The following is a 19,172-nucleotide window of genomic DNA, read 5'->3' as shown; positions in this document are numbered from 1 at the left end:
GAGTCGCGAACTGCATAGAGAGTATAGATGCAGCACATTCAAAACCGGGATGGGGAGCTAATCTCAGCCCAGCGACTGACCCAACAATAATGCATACGTGAGGAAAACTGACAGATATGCTGATTGACGCGCTCGCCAAGGCGTTCGGGGCTAATCTCTCAATATTCGCCTTGCTGTTCGTTGGTATTGTGGTCGAGAAATACTACGTATCCAGGGTGACGACATTTACAAACGTTCTGGCGTTGAACATGTCGTTTCTGAGCTTAGAGTCAGCACCAAGATTCCTTGTTTGGTACGGTGACCTCGGATTGATTCTTGGAGCCTACGGGATGCTCGCATATCTTGTGAATGCTGAGACCGGGAGGCTGTACCGTGTACCGGCGTTCACGATTTACGCGTCGCTCCCAGTCGCAGCCGTTATCCTTGCAGCACCAACGGATTGGTGGATCGCGTTGCTCATCGGAGGGACAGTGAACTTCGTCGGGGGAGTGGTGCTTGAATCAGAGATTGGAATTGATGTCGCTCACTGGGGACCTAAGCACGGCGAAGTGAGTCGGTTCATCAACACCAGGAAAATGGAATTTATTGATCCCCACGGAGTACATCAGCATGTGGATCTAGAACTCGGGAAATTCGAGCGCCGCTGACCGTCGCGTTCCAACCAGATCTTGGAGCTGGTACCGTGCAAGACTCGCGCGTTCTATGCAGCAGCTTCTTCACCAGCTACCTGATTTCTGTCAGTATCGACGTGACCGATGTAGAGGATGAGTTCAGCAAGGTCAGAACGTCTCAGCTACCCAAAGTACGCCCCATCCGTTCCACCACACGTGTATAATCATGGCGAGCACCGTTATCGCGACCAACTTTGCCAGAAACATCCAATCCTGTTCTTCAGTCGGCGTTGAGAACACTAATCCAGCGATTAGAAGTGCATTCAGTACGTGCAATGCCGCTGCAAGAGTGAATCCCAGTGAAATCGTGCCCCCTCGAATCACTACAAACAGGATTCGCTCGAACAGTGCGACAGAAAACCCGCCGAGTAACGCCATCCTGTACGGGTGGGCGCGAAGGTAATCATCGGGTACCTCATACCATTCAAGTAGGCTTACAACGACGGAAGCTGGGAGGAATTTCGTCAGAACCGGTTCAATGATCCCGGCAATAAATCGGTGATGTACGTCTATCTGGACAACATATACGAAAAATCTATTACCGTAATCGGCAAGGACCAGAGACGCGGCGAAGAAGACGATCACCCCTAAGTAGATATTGGTGATGGATTCAGAATCCCTCGCGCTCATATGCGTACTGCCATCCGTGATCAAATAACTCCAATGGAGTTGGGGTTTAGAAACCTCTATCTGGATCATTAGAGAGACGAATTCCACCAATAAAGAGCTCTACATCGAATGTACTGAATACCTGCTGCATATGCGCGGTGTATTCATCAGGACCGCTGAAACCTATCATCAATTGAGGATTTCAACAAGGCCGCTGTTATTGATTGTCAGCTTTTGTGAGTTGAGCTTCGATTTCGGCGAGTCGGTTTTTGATGCTTTGCTCGATGTTGTCGAGTGTTTCTTCGATGCGTTCGCGTGATTTCCGGATTTCGGTGCACTGGCCGCGAATAGTTTTAAATTGGCTGATGTCTTCTTCGATTTCGGAGAGCTCAGAGCGTAGCTCCTCTGGGTCAAAGTCGCTGTCGAACTCGGCGTAGGCCTGTACCGATCGCATGCGTGCCCAGTTGAACGCGATGCGGAGGTATCCTGGTTCAAGGTCTTGGTCGTCGGTTTCGCTCATTGCGACGACGACGGTGTTTTGCTCAGGGAATTCGTGGAACCAGCCTGTTTTCGTCCGGGGAAGATTCGCGAGTGTGTCGGTGACAAAGAGACCGTATGCCGCATCGCGGTTTTGCATGGCTTCCTCCATCTCGTCTTTGATGTCCTGGAGTGAGTAGCTCTCGGTTTTTGCCTCAACGACGATGTTCTGTCCGGTATCTGCAAGTGTGATGACGAAGTCGCCGACATCCCGTCCGATCTCACCGGGTGTATCACCGGTGAATTCGACGTTGTTCGGCGTCTGTCGGACGATCTCTTCGAGAATCTGGTGCAAGGAGTCCTCGAAGTCGCCGCCTTTGAAATAGGTCTGACTCCGCATCTCGGATTCTTTCTCCTCTTCGATGACTTGCTCTTTGATCGACTCGATTTCGTCTTTGAGTCGCTGTTCAAGCCGGTATGTCGGGCTGCCTTCGTTGTCTGGGTCGAGTGCTTTCCGAATCCGTTCACCGTCTTCACCGAGTTCTTTGTCTAACCGTTCGACGAAGACACCGTCTTCGCCGAATGCGTCTTCGATGTGTTCGCGGAGTTTTCCGTCATCCCCGAAATGAGTTTCTAACGTCTGGGGGACGTGGCCGTTGTCGCCGAATTTCTCTTCGACTTGATCCTCGATCCGGTCAATCTCTGTTTCGAGATCCCGTCGGAGTTCTTCGAATCGTCGTTCGACGTATTCTTCTTCACCTGATGTTTCGGCCAGCTCAAGCGTCACCACTCCAACGCGGAGTGCCCGTTTTAGCGCTTCTCCGCGTTCGTCTGGATCGATGTCTGTGAAGTGGTCAACGACTTCAGAGTCTTCGATTTCGGCGTTTTCGATCACCACTCGGTCTTCCTGAACGGATACCGTCGGCTGGGTTTGCGAAGACATCGGTAGGAAGTGTTGTTTAACCTGAATAATGAAATAGTTACTGGAGGGCCCGTCCCCCATATTTCTCTACAACTCAGTGGCTACTGGGCTGGCTGTTTGGTGACAAGACGTCTTCGACGAATGAGATCTGAAAGAGGATTCAGTGTTGGATGGTCAAGTCTGCAAGAGTGGTCTGGTCAAGGGGGTCGATGTGGATGGTTTCGCCGGTGGCTGTGTAGAACAGTTGCGGGTCGATAGAGCGGTCTGGGTAGAGAGCGGTGAGTGCGTGGTAGTAGACGCTGAGTTGTTTGCGGTATTCGCTTTCGGCGTGGCGACCGCGGTCGGTTTTGTAGTCGATGATATCGATGGTGTCGGGTGTGATGTGTAGCAGGTCGATGACGCCGGAAAGTGTGACGCGGCCGTCGTCGGTGTTGAGTGGGAGGTAGACGTCTTCCTCCACCCGGAAGGTACCGGAGAGGTCGTCGAGGAGTTGCTTGACATTGTGTTCGTCGTCGTTCTGTGGGTCGATGTCGGCGCCGAGTGCGTACTCTTCGGCGAAATCGTGGACACGCGTCCCGAATTCTGTGCCGCGGCCCTCTGTCACGTCTTCGTAGACAGCCGTGTCCATCAACGAGTGCGGCGAGTACTTCGTTGGCCCCGATTCCTCGGGTAGCGACACCGAAAACACCGGACGCTCATCGGTGTCAATGGTGATCTCCGGAATGGTGGCGTCGCCGTCGGTGATGTCGAGCGGGAGTTCTTCGAGGAAGGTGTTGGGGTCGTCGCCGGCGGTGAATAGGACGTGGCTTTCGGCGCGCGTGATTGCGACATACAGGAGGCGGCGCTCTTCATCGTAGTCTCGATTGAGGCAGCGACGCAGCACGTCGGTTTTCCAGTCGTCGTAGATGTAGGGTTGGCCGTGCGCGGTCGCGAATCGCTTGCGTTGGCGGAGCCCGACAGTGTCATCGTACATGATCGTCTGGCTGCCGGTACTGCTCGGCGGGAAGCGGCCGCTGTTCATGTTTGCGAGGATCACGATCGGGTGTTCCAGGCCTTTCGTGGCGTGGATCGTCTGCACGGTCACGGAGTTTTCGCCGGCGCTCGTGTTCACTTCATGGGTGCTGCCGTGCTCGATCCCGCGCTCGATGAACTGGATGAGATCGCCATGCGTGAGTGTCGTCGTGTCCCGGATCGACTCAACCGTGTGCAGCAGAACGTCAGCCCGCGGGCCGGTGTAGCCGTACCGCTCGAACACCGTCCGCATCACGCCGGCGAGTGTCTCCATCGCGGCCAGTGTATCACGGAACGCGAGCATGTCCTCTGGATACGTCTCGGTGTCCAGCATATGATCTACTTCATCCAAGGTGTACCCGGCGCGTTCCAGGACCGGCGCCCAGCCGCGGTCGCTGTCGGCGTCCAAGATGCGGAGCCAGGCCAGCAGGAGTTTCGCGGGATCGGTACGGAACAGTTCGATCCCGCCGTCGTAGGCCATCGGAAGCCCGTGTTCGTCAGCGACTGATTGGAGTTCGCGCCCGAAGTCACGTGTCCGTGTTAATACGGCGATATCGCGGTACTCCGGGAGGCGGAGGTTGCCGTCGTCGTCCGTGACTTGGTAGGCGTCGTTACCGACGATGTCGGTGATTGTGTGTAGAATCGTTTCGTGTTCGTCCTCGTGCTGGATGGCTTCGATCTGAGTGTTGTCGTGGGTGGCTGTCGAATCAAGGGAGACGATATCGTCGCGGACCGCAGCAGTATCGACCGTGTCGTGGTTTGCGGCTGGCGTGAGGAGCGCGTGCTCGGAGAAATCAAGGATTGTCTGTGTGGAGCGGTAGTTCTTCTTCAGCTCGATAGTTTCGACGGGGGCGGTGTCGTAGGAGACTCGTGTGGTGTCGTCGTTCAGTTCGTCTGCGAACTGCTGGAAGCGATTGCGGAAGTCCGTGATGTTCTCGACCGCGGCGTACTGGAAGGAGTAGATACTCTGTTTCCAGTCGCCGACGACGCAGAGATTGTTTGTGCCGGCCAGCAGCAGTGTCAGCTTGAATTGGATCTCGCTTGAGTCCTGGAACTCGTCTACCATGACGTAGTCATACTCCAGCTCTTTCCGGAGTTCGTGGTCCTCGCAGAGCAGGACGAACGCGAACAGTTGCAGGAATCCGAAGTTCAGGTAGTTGCGGGCGAGTGCGAACTCCAAGTACTCGAAGTAGACGTCGTGGACGAACGCGCGGAGTTGCTCACGGTCCGCGTCGAACACCCGGCGTGCGAGGTCCGCAGGGACCTGTTTGCCGTCACCCCGGATTTCGTGTTTGGGCGGTGCGTCCGGGAGGTAGATCTTGTTGTCCCCGTAGCCGTTGAGTTTCGACCGTAGACGCGACTGCTTGTTGCCGTCGTTTCTGGGTTCGTTGACGGTGTCGAACTGTGATTTGAACGCCTCGAAGTCCCCGTCAAGATCGGTGGCGCCGTTCCGATACCAGCCGTCGCTGGTTGGGAACACGCCTTTCGACGCGAGTTGATTGATGAGATCAAGGAGTTCAGTCGGATCAGAGATGATCCGGACGTAGTCAGTGTACTCGGGGTGGGTGTCGCTGAATTGCTCGAAGAATTCTCGGAACAGTGCTTCTTCGACGATACTGTCTTCGATGATGCGGGTGCTGCTCGGGATGCGATCGTCGATGCCGAGCAGTGTCGGTGCGTCGAAGCCGTAGTCTTGCAGGATATCGTTACAGAGGCTGTGGAAGGTTTGGATCGGTGCGTCTGCGAGTTCAGCTGTGCTGTAGTCGCAGTGACTGACGATCCGGTCTTTCATCTCCGTGGCTGCGTTCCGCGTGAACGTGATCAGCAGGATATCTTCTGGGGTAGCGTCGGTCGTCTCAAGGATATTCGCGTACCGGCGGGTGACGGCGAAGGTTTTGCCGGTGCCGGCGCCTGCGTCAACGAGATAGGTCCCGTCTACACTGTTGATGAGGTCTCGCTGCTTGTTGTTCGGCGTGGGTTCTGACTCGGTGTCGGGGTCGCTCATTGGGTGTCCTCCAGCAGCAGGTCGCGGTGATTGACGCGCCTGTAATTCGGTTCGTCTACGAGGTCTGCAATCGGGAAGCGCTCAGCGCCGGCGCGCCGCTCGTTCAACTCGGTCAGGCGGTCGTCGATGAACGCCTCAAACGCGTCGAGATCGTCCGCGAAGTAGTTCTCCTTCCGAACGCCGACAAGATCGCGCATCGCTTGCTTGCACCCTGTCTTGACGTATTTGTACTCGCCGACGACGGCTTGCATCCGCTCGATGAACGTGTCCCCGAAGTCGGACTCGATCAATTCGTCGTTGTCGCGTGTCTTCGGGATTGGTTCCGCCTCGAAGACAGCGCGGTAATCTGCGTACTCGACCTGTGACAGGGTCTTTTGGCACTTGTTCGAGCCGTCCTCGCGGAGCTGTTCGAACATCGCCTCGCGCTGAACGAACTCTTCGTAGGTGGTTGGGTAGTACGTGACCTTGGTGAGGGTTTCATCGGGGTCAGCGGTGCCGCGGACGACGTCGTCGATGTTCTCGAGGAAGTGGACGAACACGAACTCAAGTTGTTCGTCCGGGGTGACTGATCGTTGATGGGTGAGATAGAGCAGCGCCTGGAAGTTCGGTGTGTCTGAGATCTCCGACAGCGACGAGTTGGTGACGATTTTCGAGGCGGATTTCTTCGAGCCGGACTTGTAATCGACCAGCCGGGTCGAGGACTGCACGAGATCGATCAAGCCCTTGATGCCGATGTCTTCGTTTTTGAACCAGCGTTCGGTGACGTCTGACCCGATCGGGCGGTCAAAGTACGCAGAGAACGTGTTGTTGCCCGAGGGTGTCGCGTCGAGCGACAGCGTGCCAGCGTCCGGTGCGTGCTCATCGAGAAACGCGATGAGGTTTTCAAGGCCGCCGCGGAACCGTGTCCGGTAGACGTCCTCATCGACGTCTCGGATGAACGGTGACATCTCTTCGAGCATCACGTCGAGGATTTCCTCAGTTGACGACGAGGACAGGATATCTGGGTGATGGACGTAGAACTCTGCGAAGTCATGGAAGAGATTGCCGCGCCGGAAGTAATCCCGGTCGGGCGAGTCCACGAGCTGGTCGAAAAAGTAGTCCCGCGGGGAGTTGACATAGGTGCTGAGACTAGATTGGCTGAGCGCACTCAGCGTGTCTGGCTCAACGGACACTGCGTCATCAGTGAACGACTCCGTCGCTGTGTCGCGAGCCACGGTGTAGCGCTCGCTGTCGGCGTCATCGAACCGTGAGAACGACTCCTCGAACAGCTCCGCGAAATAGAAGCACGGAGTTACCAAATCGCCGCCGACGGTGTCCCGCACGAGATACTCCTGTTGCGCCCCATTTTGGAGGAGTAACTGAAACTTCCGGAGATGACGATCGAACTCGATGTCGGCATCGACCCACGGCCGGCGCAACGGTGTCCGAGTCCAGTCATCGTCTAACCCGAGGTAGAAAACCAGCGGCCGATCGACGTGTGTCGCGGCATTCGCATCCGCCAGCAACACCCCTTCGTTCTCGCGGGTGATCGGGACCTCGTATGACTGGAGGTAAAACTCGAGGTCATTAACGCGGTCCTCGGTGATGGTTTGCTCGGCTAAATCGAGCGTCTCCAGTTCGGCTCGGAACGCTTCGAACTCCGTGTCCAGCAGCGCTTCGTACTCAGTCAGTGCCGAGTTGAACGTGTGCTCACCGTGTGCAACTGCTGTACACCAATCACGGATCGGCGTGAGAGCCGGATCGTCGAGCGTATGGAGGCGTTTCTGATCGTGGTCTGGATCAACGTCAAGACCGAGATGATCGAGAATCGGCCGGATCACCGAAACACGGACATCCCGTCCCCGGTACGCGGCTCGGAGGAGTCGCAAGAAGGCGCGGTGATCGGGATTGTCTAAGAATCCGGGGCCGCCGTAAAACGGGATGTCGGCGCTGTCAAACGCTGACTCGACGAGCGTCGAGAATTCGCTGCTGGCATCGAGAACAACCGCTACCTGGTCGGCCGTCTCCGCTGTAATCGTGTCTCGGAGCGCCGCGACAATGTCTGTCGCCGAGTCGAACACCCTGAACGGCGGGTGGTCAAACGTCCCGTCGGCAAAGCGGTCAATACGGTCGAACGAGTCCGGAAGGATCGAGCGCTCAAGCGCAGTGAACTGCGGATACCCGACAACGGCTAGCTCCGTTGATTCATCAACGGTGTAGTCAGTGAGCCGGCGTGATGTCGTCTCCAGTCCTGCGACGTGTTCGACAGCGTTCCTGACAGCAGGGGTGTCGAACCGATCATAGTCGAGAATCCCGTCCGGCCGGCCGGTGTATTCCCAAGCGTGAATGATTTCCTCGCCGAGGTACGCCGCTTGCTTCCACGTCAGGTCAGTTTCGTGCAGCAGTTCGAGAAAGACCGTTCGTTCTTCGACCTGCTCGCGGCGCCCGGCGGCGGCCCGCCGCGGCGTTGTCGCGAAATCACCGAGATGTGGACGATCGAGATGACGGTTGAGCGCGCTCGCGAGCGGCGCATCTGGCACGAGAACTAACTCGTAGTCGCTGATTTCCTCGTACAGAGCGTCAACCGGTTTTGCTCGCTGAATTGGCACGGTCACACATCCTCCGGTTGGGTGATAATTCTATCTCCGGACGCCACGAACCCGCGAGTAGCTCGGGTTCGCTTCGCTCTGTTCCACCTACGGCCGGTCACAGTACTGGGTCGTGCTGGGTATTGCATCAGTGATCACAAGTGCGTGTATGTCTCGGCGATCGCTCGGTCTCTGCGAAGGATGTCTTCCAGGTCGTCACTCCGGCATTGGACGTCGATTGTTTCGGCTTGCCAGTCCTGTTCGTCTTTGCCGTCCCAGGCACCATACAGGGTTGCTTTCGGGAGCACGATGACGCCGAACAGCACGGCAAGCTCGTAGAGGAGGAGTGCGATTTCGTCCCAGGTGGCGGTGATGGTTTTGGGGACGTCGAGGTCGAATTCGACGTGAACGGCGGGGACTTTCTGTTCGCGGGCGCGATCGACGAAACCGTAGTCATTCGAGAACAGGATGACACCGGTCGGTTCGTCAGCGTAGAATTCTTTGCAGCCGGCGATGATGCCGGCGTCGCCGGTGTCGCTGGCGACAACGTCGTGGGGCCGTGTTTCTCTGAGGCGGCGGTACTCGCGGAGGCCGAGCCGCATCTCGCGGCTATCCTGGTTCGGCTGGCCGTCCAGCCGCTCGAATTCAGTGCCGAAGACATCGGCTAGCTCAGCGGCAGGCATGGCTGTGTGGCCGTACCGATGGCTGTGTTTAAGTTCCTCATCAACGCCTTCGGCGAGGGTGTAGCCGTTAACGGGTTTCGGCGCACCGTCCTCGCCGTACAATTCAGGGTCAATTCCGAGGACGTCGTGCATTCGCCAAGGAAGGAGGTTGGTGTCGAACCCGGCGTATCGCGGCGGATGACCTTCGTGGAGATCCTGGTAGCCGTAGCGCTTGATCGTTGTGTCGATTTCATCCCGATTCCGGATATCGGCGAGCCCGCTGGCGACCAGAGCTTTCACGTAGGCCGCCTCATTCGGGAGTTCGTTGTAGACTTCGTCACCGTATTCGCGTTGAATGTCGTTGATGATCGAATCGTAAGTCATGGCTCCCGTCTTGACGGTGACGGTGCTCGCTTGTGGGTCACCGAGGTTGATCCGCAGCAGTTCGCCGATTTCGGCAGCAGGATGCTGCACCGTGATCGTGCGCTCATCCATGTCGTAGAGCGCGTTCAGCAACACGACGATGTGATCGCGAGGAAGTTGCATTCAGATCACCTCCGTGAAGTCGTAGAGTTCGCCAGCGGTGCGTGGGATTGTCTGGTAGATCTGGTCGAAGTAGGCGTTCGAGTGCAGATAGAAGTAGAAGAGGTGATCGACATCGTAGGTGGTTCCGGCCTCAAAAGCAAATACGGACATGAATTTGCGGCCGGGCGTGACGTCGATCGCAACGTCGGCATCTGCGGCGCGGGCGTCTTCGACGGCTGCCTGGAAGTACGCGGCGATCGCTTCGAAATCAGTTTCAGCCTCAAGCGTACTCGTGTGAATCGTCGGCGACTCGACGCCGTGCCCTTCCAAGATCTCGCGGGCGAGAGTCTTGGCTTCGGAGAGTGTATCACCGAGTCCTGGATTGTCGAGGAAGTACACGGTATCAGGGATAAACGGGTCGTCGATTCCGTCTCCGATGCAGGCCGCTGCTAGGGGGTTAATCATCGCTTCGACCCGCGTACTCCCGCTCGTAATCCAGACGGTTTCCATACCACTCATGACAGAGACCCAATCAGTATAAAAGTACGCCAGCGCTCAGGACGAACACCGAGTCGTTGCGGTTCAGTCCTCATGTCAGGACTCCTTTTCGACGATTTCGTAGGCAGTCGCCTCGGCAATGTCCCACTGGAGGGTGTCGAAGGACTCCTCGTTGGCCTCGTGGTAGGACAGCGCGTACAGGCGGGTGCATCCATCCAGAGCCTCAGGGGTGATTCGGTATTCGTGTTCGACTGTGGCTTTTGTTTCACCGTCCGTCTCTGCTCGCAGCAGCGCTGACCGAACCGACACACCGTCGAGCTGGGTTGGTTCGAACGACTCACCATCGCCATCGGAAGTATCGTCAAGCCCCGCAGGCTGGATGAGATGCCAGCCATCTGCATCACTGTAGAGCAACTGCGTCCGCAGCCCTTCGCTGCGCTGGGATTCGATGTGTATATTCGCCGGGTCTTCCGACCAGACACGCCGACTGACAGTGTGACTGAACACAAGCGGCTCAGTACCGAGTGGCTGCGTCTTGATCGGGAACCGCTTGAGCACCGGGTCGAATTTTGATGGCCCAGCTCGAGCCTGCGTCAGGAGCAACTGTCCGTCATAACGGGCGATTCCGAACTGCCACGGCGTCGAGGAGGATCCACGATGCGTCGCCAGTCGGATCGGCTCGCCAACGGCACTGCGATCACCATCGGGCAGTCTCGTAGTGACGGGACGATACAGATCGCCTTCGACGAGGACGCCGAGCGGATGGAAATGCTCGTCCTGAGAAGCATGCTGATACCGGGAGGCGAGGTCGTCGTTGGTAATTACGTCGCCGGCATCGGTGCGGAACACGGCATCGATCTGACCAGGACCATGCGTGGCTGCCCCCACGACGAGGGGTGCTTTTGACAGCTCGAACCGGGTGGCGATGGCTGCATCTGTGAGTGCAGTTCGCTCTACAAGTTCCTGGGCCATGGCTGGGTCGATCAGCTCGTCAGTCCGACGCACCTTGGTCGCCGAGTCGAACGCTGTGTCAGGATCGACAGCCTCTGGAACGGCGACGATCGCGAGACCGTCGATCGTGTCGTCACCGAGCGACAGGCCTGTCGAGACGATCTCAACGTCGATGTCGGCCGTGGTGGCGTCTGTTTCGACTCGCTGTCTGGTTTGATGCTGGATGTTCCCCCCGCTGCCATCGAATTCGTACGTGAGTTCGTACATTGGTGAGTGTTCGTTGTGCCGCGGCCGGGTTACCGGCCATCCGTTAGTCGCTTGGCGTTGTACGTATCGATGCTCGTGTCCCCGATCCGTCGCTGGACCTCGTCGATGTCGTATGGCACGCGGCGCAAATCGACGGTCATCTCGTCGAGATCGACGACTGCGTAGGCGGCGTCTGGGTCTTTGTCTCGTGGTTGACCGACGCTGCCGGGGTTGACGACGATTCCATCGCCGAACTCTTCCGCGTGCTGGACGTGGGTGTGTCCCAAGACAAGCACAGCTTCATCATCGAGGAGGACTGGATCGAATACCGCAGGGATCGTGTAGCGGTTCTTCTCCTCGGGGTGGTCGTGGACGACTTTCAGCCGGTCATCGAATAGCAATCGCTCACGCGGGAGGCCCGCAAGCCACGAGAGCTTGTCTTCCGAGAGCGTGAGGCTGGCGTACTGGTCACCGGATTCGTACGGTTGGTCCTGGACGACCGCACGATCGTGGTTCCCCTCAACGGTCGGAATCGACCGCTCACGGATGAGATCGATACAGCGTCCCGGTGACGGCCCATAGCCGACAACATCGCCGGCACACACCACTGCGTCCACGGCCGGCATGTCTTCGAGAACCGCCTCGAATGCGACGGCGTTGCCGTGGATGTCGGAAACGAGGCCGATTCGAGCAGGCTGTTCGCTCATGGTCAGGACTCACCGGACTGCCCTACTTCGAGTAACTGTCCTGCGAGGGTGCGCAGTTCAGCTGTCTCGTCGATTTCCTCCAGCCAGGCATCGGGAAGCGACGCTGCGCCAAAGCGCGCGCCGGCCACCGCGCCCGTGATCGCTCCGACAGTATCGGCGTCGCCGCCAGCGTTGACGGCTCGGACGATCGCGTCTTCGGCATTGCCAGCGCTGAGTGCGTAGTAGAGGCCGGCTTGGAGCGCATCAACGACGTAGCCACCGTTGTTGACCTCGCTCGCTGATACGCTGCCAGGCAGTCCTTCGACGGCATCGTCGATTTCCGATGCATTCGACTGTTCGGGGTAAGTCGCCTCGAGCGCCTGTTGCAGGGGGTCGTCCTCGTCGCGTAGGAGGGCTGCGATGGTGAGATTCAAGACGGCACAGCCGCGTTTGCATCGCGGGTCGGCGTGCGTGATCGCCGAGGACTGTTCGCTCACATGTCCCAGTTGCTGGAGGTCGTCAGCGACCGCCAGCGCGTACGGTGCACACCGCATCACGCTGCCGTTGCCGGCGTTACTTCCCTCGCGACGGGACTCCCACACGGCCTGTCCGGCCTGGTCCCACGGGTCTCCGCGCTGGAGACGGGCGAGTGCGTCGGTGGTCATCAATCCGATGTCGAACGGGTCGGTTTCGTACCAGCCGACGAATCGTTCGGCGACATCTGCGCCGTCAAACCCGTCGCAGGCGACGAGACTGCGCGCGATACAGAGGGCGAGCTCGGTGTCGTCGGTGATCGTGCCCGCTGGTTGGCCGTGGCTCCCGTAACCGAGCATCGCGTCTACGGTGCCGTGACGTTGTTCGACCGTGGCGGCGGATTTGAATTCTACCGGTCGGCCAAGCGCGTCACCACAGGCGAGCCCCAGCAGACAGCCTTCCGCCTTCGCGGGTTGTATCATTGGTATTGCTCCTGAGTCGTCGGTCTGGGAACTGTCTCGGTCAGTTTCGATACAGCGGTCGCGGGAGTAGCGGTACCTGTGATCATAGTGGGTGGATCTCCGAAAGTGCCCAGGCAGCCTTGTCTCGAACGTCGTCGGCAGGGTCGTCCAGGCGGTCCTTGAGTGCCGCTTCTGCTTCGGAGGCCTGAAGATAGCCGAGCGCCCAGCAGGCGTTTTCCCGGACGCGATGATCGTCGTCGGAGAGACAGTCGATGACCGTCGGCGTGAGATGGGCGACTGCGTCCGGGAAGTCACCGGCGACGCGAGCGAGTGTCCCGCTGGCGTTGGTCCGCGTGTAGGCGTCGTCTTCGGTGAGGAACGCGGCAATGTCGTCAACATACGGTTTGACGAGGTCGGCTTGGTACTCTGCGAAATCAAATGTAAGCGCAAGCGCGTTGTTCCGGAGACGGTAGTCGTCGGCATCGAACACGGCCGCGACATCATCCATTACATCTACTGCCAGCGTCAGTTTTTCAGTCGCCAGATTCCGGAACGCGAGCGTCGCCTGTATGCGAACCCTGGTAGCCACTGATGAGTCGCGAAGGACCTCACCGAGCGGCAGGACGGCAGGCTCCAGCGCGAGCGGGAACTCCTCACTGATCTGGACCAGCGCATCGACGGCGTGACCCAGGGCGGCACCTCCGTCACGGACGATTTCGACTAGTTCCATTTGTGTCTCGGCGACATCATCCGGGTACTCGGCGGCGATGGCAGCGATGCAGTGCGCGGCTTCGCGTCGGATTGTCTCGTCTTCGGCGTCGAGATACGGCGCGATACTGTCCGCCAGCGGCGCGATATCGGCGGCGTCCTCCTCGCCGATGTGGCCCAGCGTCGCCAGTGCGGCGGCTGTTCCGTGTTCTGAGTCACTCGTCAGGATCGACTTCAGGATCGGGATGGCTGGGAGGCATTCGTCCGGCCTGGTCGCTGCGACGCGCTGTAACGCCGTCAGGGCGTCTCGGTCGCGCGCTGCATCCTCGTCGGGTTGGTCCAGCAGCGTGAGTATCGCCGAGACAGGGACCGCGTCCGGGTTGACAGCCGCGAGTCGCGCCAGTGCTATCGCCTCTTCAGCTTGTGTCTCTGCGGGCGCGAGGAACTGGTCTGGCGAGGGTCGGACGACACTGAGCTTCTCGACGGAGTCTGCGGCGACACTGAACGACTCCGCAGCTGGGTCGAGCGGCGTACACCTGAGCTGTGGGGCGACAGCCCGCCCGTAGGAGCCCAGCAGTGGTTCAACATCCCAGCACAGCCACGTGCGTTCGACACCGTCATCGAGAGAGGTAATCTCGAATGCTGGGGTTCGGTCCTGTTCGCGGAGAAACCGCCGCAGGTGATCCGCGCCGGAGGGAATGATGCCTGCAATCGTCGGCATCCCACCATCTGCGACGGGCTCGCCAGCCCAGGGAAGATCCGGGTCGATGTCACCCTGCCGGACAGCTGGCACGAAATCCCAGGCGTGGTAGTGCTGCCAGCCTTCGACGTCGCTCAAGTCGAGGTCGTCGATGACGATATATCCGTCAGCGTCCGGGTGCAGATCAGCGATCAACGACAGTCGTTCACGTCGGAGGGGGAACTGCTCGTAGTAGCCGTCAGGCTGCTTGCTGCCGAGCCACTCGTCCCAGTGGTCGGGGTGGCGACCGACGATATCCACCACGCCCGGGATCGCCGCCTCCTCAGTCAGCTCCTGGTTCCCGATTGCGTAGACGGCGTGGTCGGTTTCGTGGGCCAGATGCCGCACCCACTCCAGGGGAACAGCCTCATGATGCGGGTGTGGGTTGACGTCCACGGTCCAGTCGCGATCGAACGCGAAGATCAGCATCAGGTCCCATTTCCTCCCGGATCGACCGTCGGCTGGATCTCGATACCGGCCTCAGCACACAGCGTCTCCAGCAAGCGAGCCTCCTGAAGCAGGGAATCGTCACCGACATCGTCGGCTTCGGCGACGAGATACGCTCGCAGCGTCTTGAACCGGCGCGCGTAGGACTCGGGGACCGTCAGCGGCACTGACTCGCGTTCCTGATCGTCCGGCCTGCTGGGGTCGATCCAGTCATCGACGCCTGTCCCTTCGGAACGGGAATGGACGTCCTCGGCCCACTCCCGGAGCGTGTCTGCGTACCGGGCGAGCGCGGTGGCCTTCCGGACGCCGCTGTGATCGAACGACGGTACCTCCCGTGGGAGTTCGACGGCGACGCGCTCGGAGTGATTGCTGCCGTCGCGTTCGACCCAGGACGCCACGAGTTCGACGGCGCGGTCTGCGTCGGTCACGTCCAGTTCGACGAGGATGATGCCGCCGCGGGTTTCGCCGTCTTCCTTCGGTGAAGGGAAGAGCGTCGTCACGTGCATGAGTTGGTCAGTCGCGTCGTTGCCGGGGGCGCCGTGGACCGCAGCGATCTCACAGCCGTTAGCGTCGAGTTCGAGCTGGAGGTCGTAGACCAGCGGCGACACCATGTAGGCGAACTCTTCGCCGAGGCGTTGCTCGAACTCTTCGACGGAGTGGACGAAGTAGTGGTTCGCGCCGCGGACGTCCGAGACGGCGTCGGCGAGGTCGGCGTTTTCGTCGAGCCCCATCCCGAGGAACGTCGTGTGGATGCCGTCAGCCGCGGCGTCGGCGAACAGCTCACGGAGCTGGCTCTGGCCGGTGCCGCCCATGTTCGGCATCATATCCGTCATGAACACGACGCGGCGCTCAGTCTCGGGTTCGGCCGGCGCGTCCTGAAGCAGGTCCCACGCTGCCTCGAATCCGTCTTCCATGTTCGTGCCGCCGCCGGCCGACACCTCGCGGATGTGCTGGCGGATCGCGTGCATGTCCGTCGAACCGACATCGCGTAGCGGCTTGGCGATGTGCGCGCGGTTGTTGTACAGGACGACGCCGAGCCGATCCTCGTCGTCCAACTGCTCAGTGAGTGCGCACAGCGCGCGGGTGGCGGCGTCGATCTTGCGGTCGCTCGTCGTCTCGACCTCGCGACGGCGGCCGTGTTCGTCGTAGTAGTACTCGTCGAACGGCGAGTCCATCGACCCCGAAACGTCAAGCACCGCGACCAGATCGAGGCGTGGCCGCTCGAAGTCCTCCGGAGAAAGTGTCGAGTCTAACCCGACGCTGAGGACGTGCTCGGTGTCGCCGGTGACAGGATGTTTCGAGACGCCGGCAGCGTATCGCGGCGCGAACATAGCGTCTGTCTCCGCGCGACGCCCGCCAGTCTCGAAGTAGTAATCGTAGAACAACCCCTCCGTGCTGATCGCACCAGGCTGGGGCGTGTATCCCTGTTCGATGTTCTCCCGGAAGTTCGTCGCGTCCTTCGCGCCACCAGTCGCCAACCCCATCGTTTCCGCCGGTGCCGCTGCTTCGGCGTGCATCGCGTCCATCATCACCTCACGATCCTCTTCGGCGGGGAGGTGCAGTTCGCGTTCGTCGAAGACCTCTCCGCAGTTGTCACAGACGTAGTCCGGCGCCGTGTGCCGGGCGCGATCGCCCTGGTCCATCGGCTGCCAGTCGTCGGCTTTCTCGCGATCCGCGCGGACGATGCGTGTCTGGTCGGTTGCGACGAAGAACGGGTCGTCGATCCCGAACTCCTGGGTAGCGCGGCGGAGTGACTCGGGTTCGGCGTCGATGGCGACGGCGTGCCGTAGTTGGGCGTCGCAGTCCGGGCAACGTTCGTCACTCGGATCAGCGGCGGTCGTCGGCACGCAGTAACGCGTATCACTGATTTCGTAGCGGTGTCCGGTCTGGAGGCCGTAGACGGTGCAGTCGGCCGACGCTGGGATCAGCAGCGTCTGCGTGGTGTCGTCGTCGGTGTCGAACGTCAGGCGGTGGACGCTCGTGCCGTCGAGGGTGATTGTGCGGCGCGTGATGAAGGCACCCGTGAAGTCAGTGCGCTCGCCGTCGGCGGTATGTGTTGCTGGCATTGTCTCGTCCCCTTTGGTTCGCGCCGGCCCCGCTGCATTCGGCGACAGCCGAATGGTCCTCCCATCTGGAACAAACACATCGTGATGTGTCTTTTCTGGCCGGAGCGTTCACTAGTATGAACTTTGCTGGTTTAAATCCTTCGCTAAGGAGAACATTATTGTGGGTAGAGCGCAGAGAAAGAACAACACGATGTCGATAACAGGCGCGCAGGAACACAACAACCGCTCCGCAGCCAGCACCCACGATCCAGCCGAGTGACCCATGTCCAGCGACGACATCCAAGAGGTCCTCGTCCGATCACTCGGCGACCACAACCCATGGTGGCAAGACGGAGCCACAGCCCTCCACGACACACTCCCTGCCCGCCAGAAAAGCGACTACTACCATCTCGTCCGCCCAAACGAAGGCACCACCCAGTTCGACGACGCCGACGTCGTCGGTCTCGTCGGTCGCCACGGCGTCGGCAAAACCACACTCCTGAAACAATTCATCCACCACGAACTCCAAACCGGCACCGCCCCCGAACGCTTCTGCTACATCCCGTTCGACGCCACCGCCCTCTACCAACTCCACGCAGCCGACCAATTCCAGCAAGCTCTTCGCTACTACGAAAGCCGCATCCTCGGCCGCCTCGACGACCCCGCACCGCACTACCTCATTCTCGACGACGTCCACCGCGTCGCACACAGTGACAAACCCGGCGTCGAAGGCTGGGGCTCCGTCGTTCGCGACGCCCTTGAGGAAGACGGCCGCAATATCGTCGTCTCGGCCGGCGCAACCGAACAAGTCCGCGATGAACTGCACCGCGTCGGGCTCGAATCCGGTAGCTACGACACCCAACCGATCCTGCCCGAGAAATTCCGCGACTACATCTTCACCCGCTATCCCGATCTCGAAGACGGCGACACACGCGTCACCCCAACTCCTGTTCGTGAAGGCGATGGCAGCCTCCCGCACGCCCTCGAAACCGGCGAGACAGCGGCACTCGTCGAAACGCTTCGCGACCAGCATCAACGCGTCGCGGACGCCGCACGACAACTCCAATCACAAGTCGCTCACTACCTCACCTTGGGCGGCGTCCTCAGCTACGTGGCCGATGGCGACGCCGTCGATGCGAGCGACGTCGATGCCGACGCCTACCAACTGTTATACCGGAACCTGACCGCCACCCTCTACCAGGACGCGCCGAGTCTCGAGTCGATGCGGACGATTGCTGACCTTGAACGTCTCTGCGCGCTGGCCGCGCGCAACCGCGGCCGCGATCCGATCCGGTTTCAGCGCCTCGTCGAACTGTTCGACGTCGATCGCCGCACCATCCGCGACAGCTACCTCGCCGTCCTCGAGAAACTGTTCGTCCTGACGAGCGTCACCGAATACGACAACCAGCGCCCACGCGCGACGCGACTGTATCTCCGCGACACAGGCCTCGTCTCCGCCTTGGAGAACACGGGCCCCCGCACAGCGCTGAACGACCTGGATTACGAGGCCGACCTTGCAAGGATCGCCGCCTTCGACCACACGATGCGGCTCGCCTACGGCGTCAACGCCGCCCAAGGAAACCCAGAAACACCGTCAGTCCAGTACTGGCGCGGGCGAAGTGGCGAAGTAGATTATGTCTTCGAAGTTGATGACACGCCAGTCCCGATCGCACTCACCTACCGCGGCCGTCATCAAGACACGAAACACGACGCTCTTGACGAATTCCAAGATCAGTACCGCGCACCAGTCGGATTCCTCGTCACCGGCGACGCAGGCAACCGACTTGACCCAATAGCACACCGAGAACCAGGTATTATCGAACTGCCATACTGGCTCTATCTCATGCTGTGTTGAGCTCCCTCGACATCAAACAGCACCGAAACAACAGATTCCCTGTCCCTTCGAGCGACCCCAATGAACCCATTTACCTGGAGAAATAATACAGAGCCATGGCGGAGGAGGACACACGCGTCGATTTCACCGCCCCTGCCTCGCTCGTCGAACGAGCGGACCGGGTCGTTGACGTCCTCGACATCTCCCGGACACGCCTACTCATTGAGGCGCTCGAAGCCAAACTTGAGGAGATCGCCGCCGACGAGGAGTTCCGGCGGCGGCTCAGCGATGCGTACTACGACGATCAAGTAGACTTCGAGACGGTTGCGTCGATCCTCGGTCGAGAAGAGGCCTTACGGATGAAACTCCTCAAAGAATCAATCGACCACGGACCACCGGAGCCGACGCTCACGGGTGATCTCCCCACTGACGAAGAGTTCTACGACGGCGCTGTGCCAGAGTGGACACCTGACGAGGTCTCGGACGACGGTGAGTCGCGCAGGTAACGACCGAAGGACGAGCCATCTGTGTCGTCGATACCAACGTCTTGCTCAACAACCTGACCCTACTTCGAGCGTCCTGGCAGATCCGCTCGTGAAGGGGTGGGGATTTCGCGTGGACTCCCACTCTGGCC

At 59.7% G+C, this 19,172-nt stretch carries 14 protein-coding genes; 3 read left to right on the top strand and 11 right to left on the bottom strand.

Going from position 1 to position 19,172, the window contains the following annotated elements; all coding sequences use genetic code 11:
* Positions 1-116 precede the first annotated feature (116 nt).
* Positions 117-647: a hypothetical protein gene (locus DV733_RS09255; protein ID WP_049994966.1), complete on the top strand. Its 531-nt coding sequence runs from the start codon at positions 117-119 to the stop codon at positions 645-647.
* A gap of 132 nt (positions 648-779) precedes the next feature.
* Here the strand turns inward: DV733_RS09255 and DV733_RS09250 are convergent, their stop codons facing one another.
* The 11 genes from DV733_RS09250 to DV733_RS09200 all read right to left on the bottom strand — a co-directional run bounded on the left by DV733_RS09250 (position 780) and on the right by DV733_RS09200 (position 16,725).
* Positions 780-1,301, bottom strand: a complete 522-nt coding sequence (locus tag DV733_RS09250) for a hypothetical protein (protein ID WP_049994967.1) — start codon at positions 1,299-1,301, stop codon at positions 780-782.
* 196 nt (positions 1,302-1,497) lie between these two features.
* Complete coding sequence (locus tag DV733_RS09245) at positions 1,498-2,760, bottom strand: hypothetical protein (protein ID WP_136342318.1); 1,263 nt, start codon at positions 2,758-2,760, stop codon at positions 1,498-1,500.
* 79 nt (positions 2,761-2,839) lie between these two features.
* A complete protein-coding gene (locus DV733_RS09240) occupies positions 2,840-5,695 on the bottom strand; it encodes a UvrD-helicase domain-containing protein (RefSeq protein ID WP_049994969.1) in 2,856 nt (951 codons plus the stop codon).
* Positions 5,692-8,289, bottom strand: a complete 2,598-nt coding sequence (locus tag DV733_RS09235; protein ID WP_237560526.1) for a PD-(D/E)XK nuclease family protein — start codon at positions 8,287-8,289, stop codon at positions 5,692-5,694. The genes DV733_RS09240 and DV733_RS09235 overlap by 4 nt, the downstream gene beginning before the upstream one ends.
* Positions 8,290-8,417: 128 nt before the next feature.
* Entirely contained in the window at positions 8,418-9,470 is a 1,053-nt protein-coding gene (locus tag DV733_RS09230; RefSeq protein WP_049994971.1) for a hypothetical protein, read from the bottom strand.
* A complete protein-coding gene (locus tag DV733_RS09225; protein ID WP_049994972.1) occupies positions 9,471-9,959 on the bottom strand; it encodes a hypothetical protein in 489 nt (162 codons plus the stop codon).
* Between the two features lie 84 nt (positions 9,960-10,043).
* Positions 10,044-11,165 carry a hypothetical protein gene (locus DV733_RS09220; protein WP_049994973.1) on the bottom strand — a complete coding sequence of 374 codons (1,122 nt, stop codon included), beginning with the start codon at positions 11,163-11,165 and terminating at the stop codon, positions 10,044-10,046.
* 29 nt (positions 11,166-11,194) lie between these two features.
* A complete protein-coding gene (locus DV733_RS09215; RefSeq protein ID WP_049994974.1) occupies positions 11,195-11,851 on the bottom strand; it encodes a metallophosphoesterase family protein in 657 nt (218 codons plus the stop codon).
* 2 nt (positions 11,852-11,853) lie between these two features.
* Positions 11,854-12,786, bottom strand: coding sequence for an ADP-ribosylglycohydrolase family protein (locus DV733_RS09210; RefSeq protein ID WP_049994975.1), 933 nt, complete (start codon positions 12,784-12,786; stop codon positions 11,854-11,856).
* An 82-nt stretch (positions 12,787-12,868) separates the two neighbouring features.
* Positions 12,869-14,641 carry a HEAT repeat domain-containing protein gene (locus tag DV733_RS09205; RefSeq protein WP_049994976.1) on the bottom strand — a complete coding sequence of 591 codons (1,773 nt, stop codon included), beginning with the start codon at positions 14,639-14,641 and terminating at the stop codon, positions 12,869-12,871.
* Complete coding sequence (locus DV733_RS09200) at positions 14,641-16,725, bottom strand: vWA domain-containing protein (RefSeq protein ID WP_049994977.1); 2,085 nt, start codon at positions 16,723-16,725, stop codon at positions 14,641-14,643. Before DV733_RS09200 ends, DV733_RS09205 begins: the two co-directional genes overlap by 1 nt.
* A gap of 262 nt (positions 16,726-16,987) precedes the next feature.
* On the opposite strand from DV733_RS09200, the gene DV733_RS09195 reads away from it, so the two are divergent.
* Both DV733_RS09195 and DV733_RS09190 read left to right on the top strand, forming a co-directional pair.
* Positions 16,988-18,559 carry an ATP-binding protein gene (locus DV733_RS09195; protein ID WP_049994978.1) on the top strand — a complete coding sequence of 524 codons (1,572 nt, stop codon included), beginning with the start codon at positions 16,988-16,990 and terminating at the stop codon, positions 18,557-18,559.
* A 95-nt stretch (positions 18,560-18,654) separates the two neighbouring features.
* Positions 18,655-19,044 (top strand): hypothetical protein, encoded by a 390-nt coding sequence (locus DV733_RS09190; protein WP_049994979.1) that lies wholly within the window; start codon positions 18,655-18,657, stop codon positions 19,042-19,044.
* Positions 19,045-19,172: the final 128 nt, after the last annotated feature.

Origin of the sequence: Halapricum salinum (genome assembly GCF_004799665.1) — an archaeon.
GTDB lineage: Archaea > Halobacteriota > Halobacteria > Halobacteriales > Haloarculaceae > Halapricum > Halapricum salinum.
This window is presented reverse-complemented; position numbering and strand designations above follow the sequence as displayed.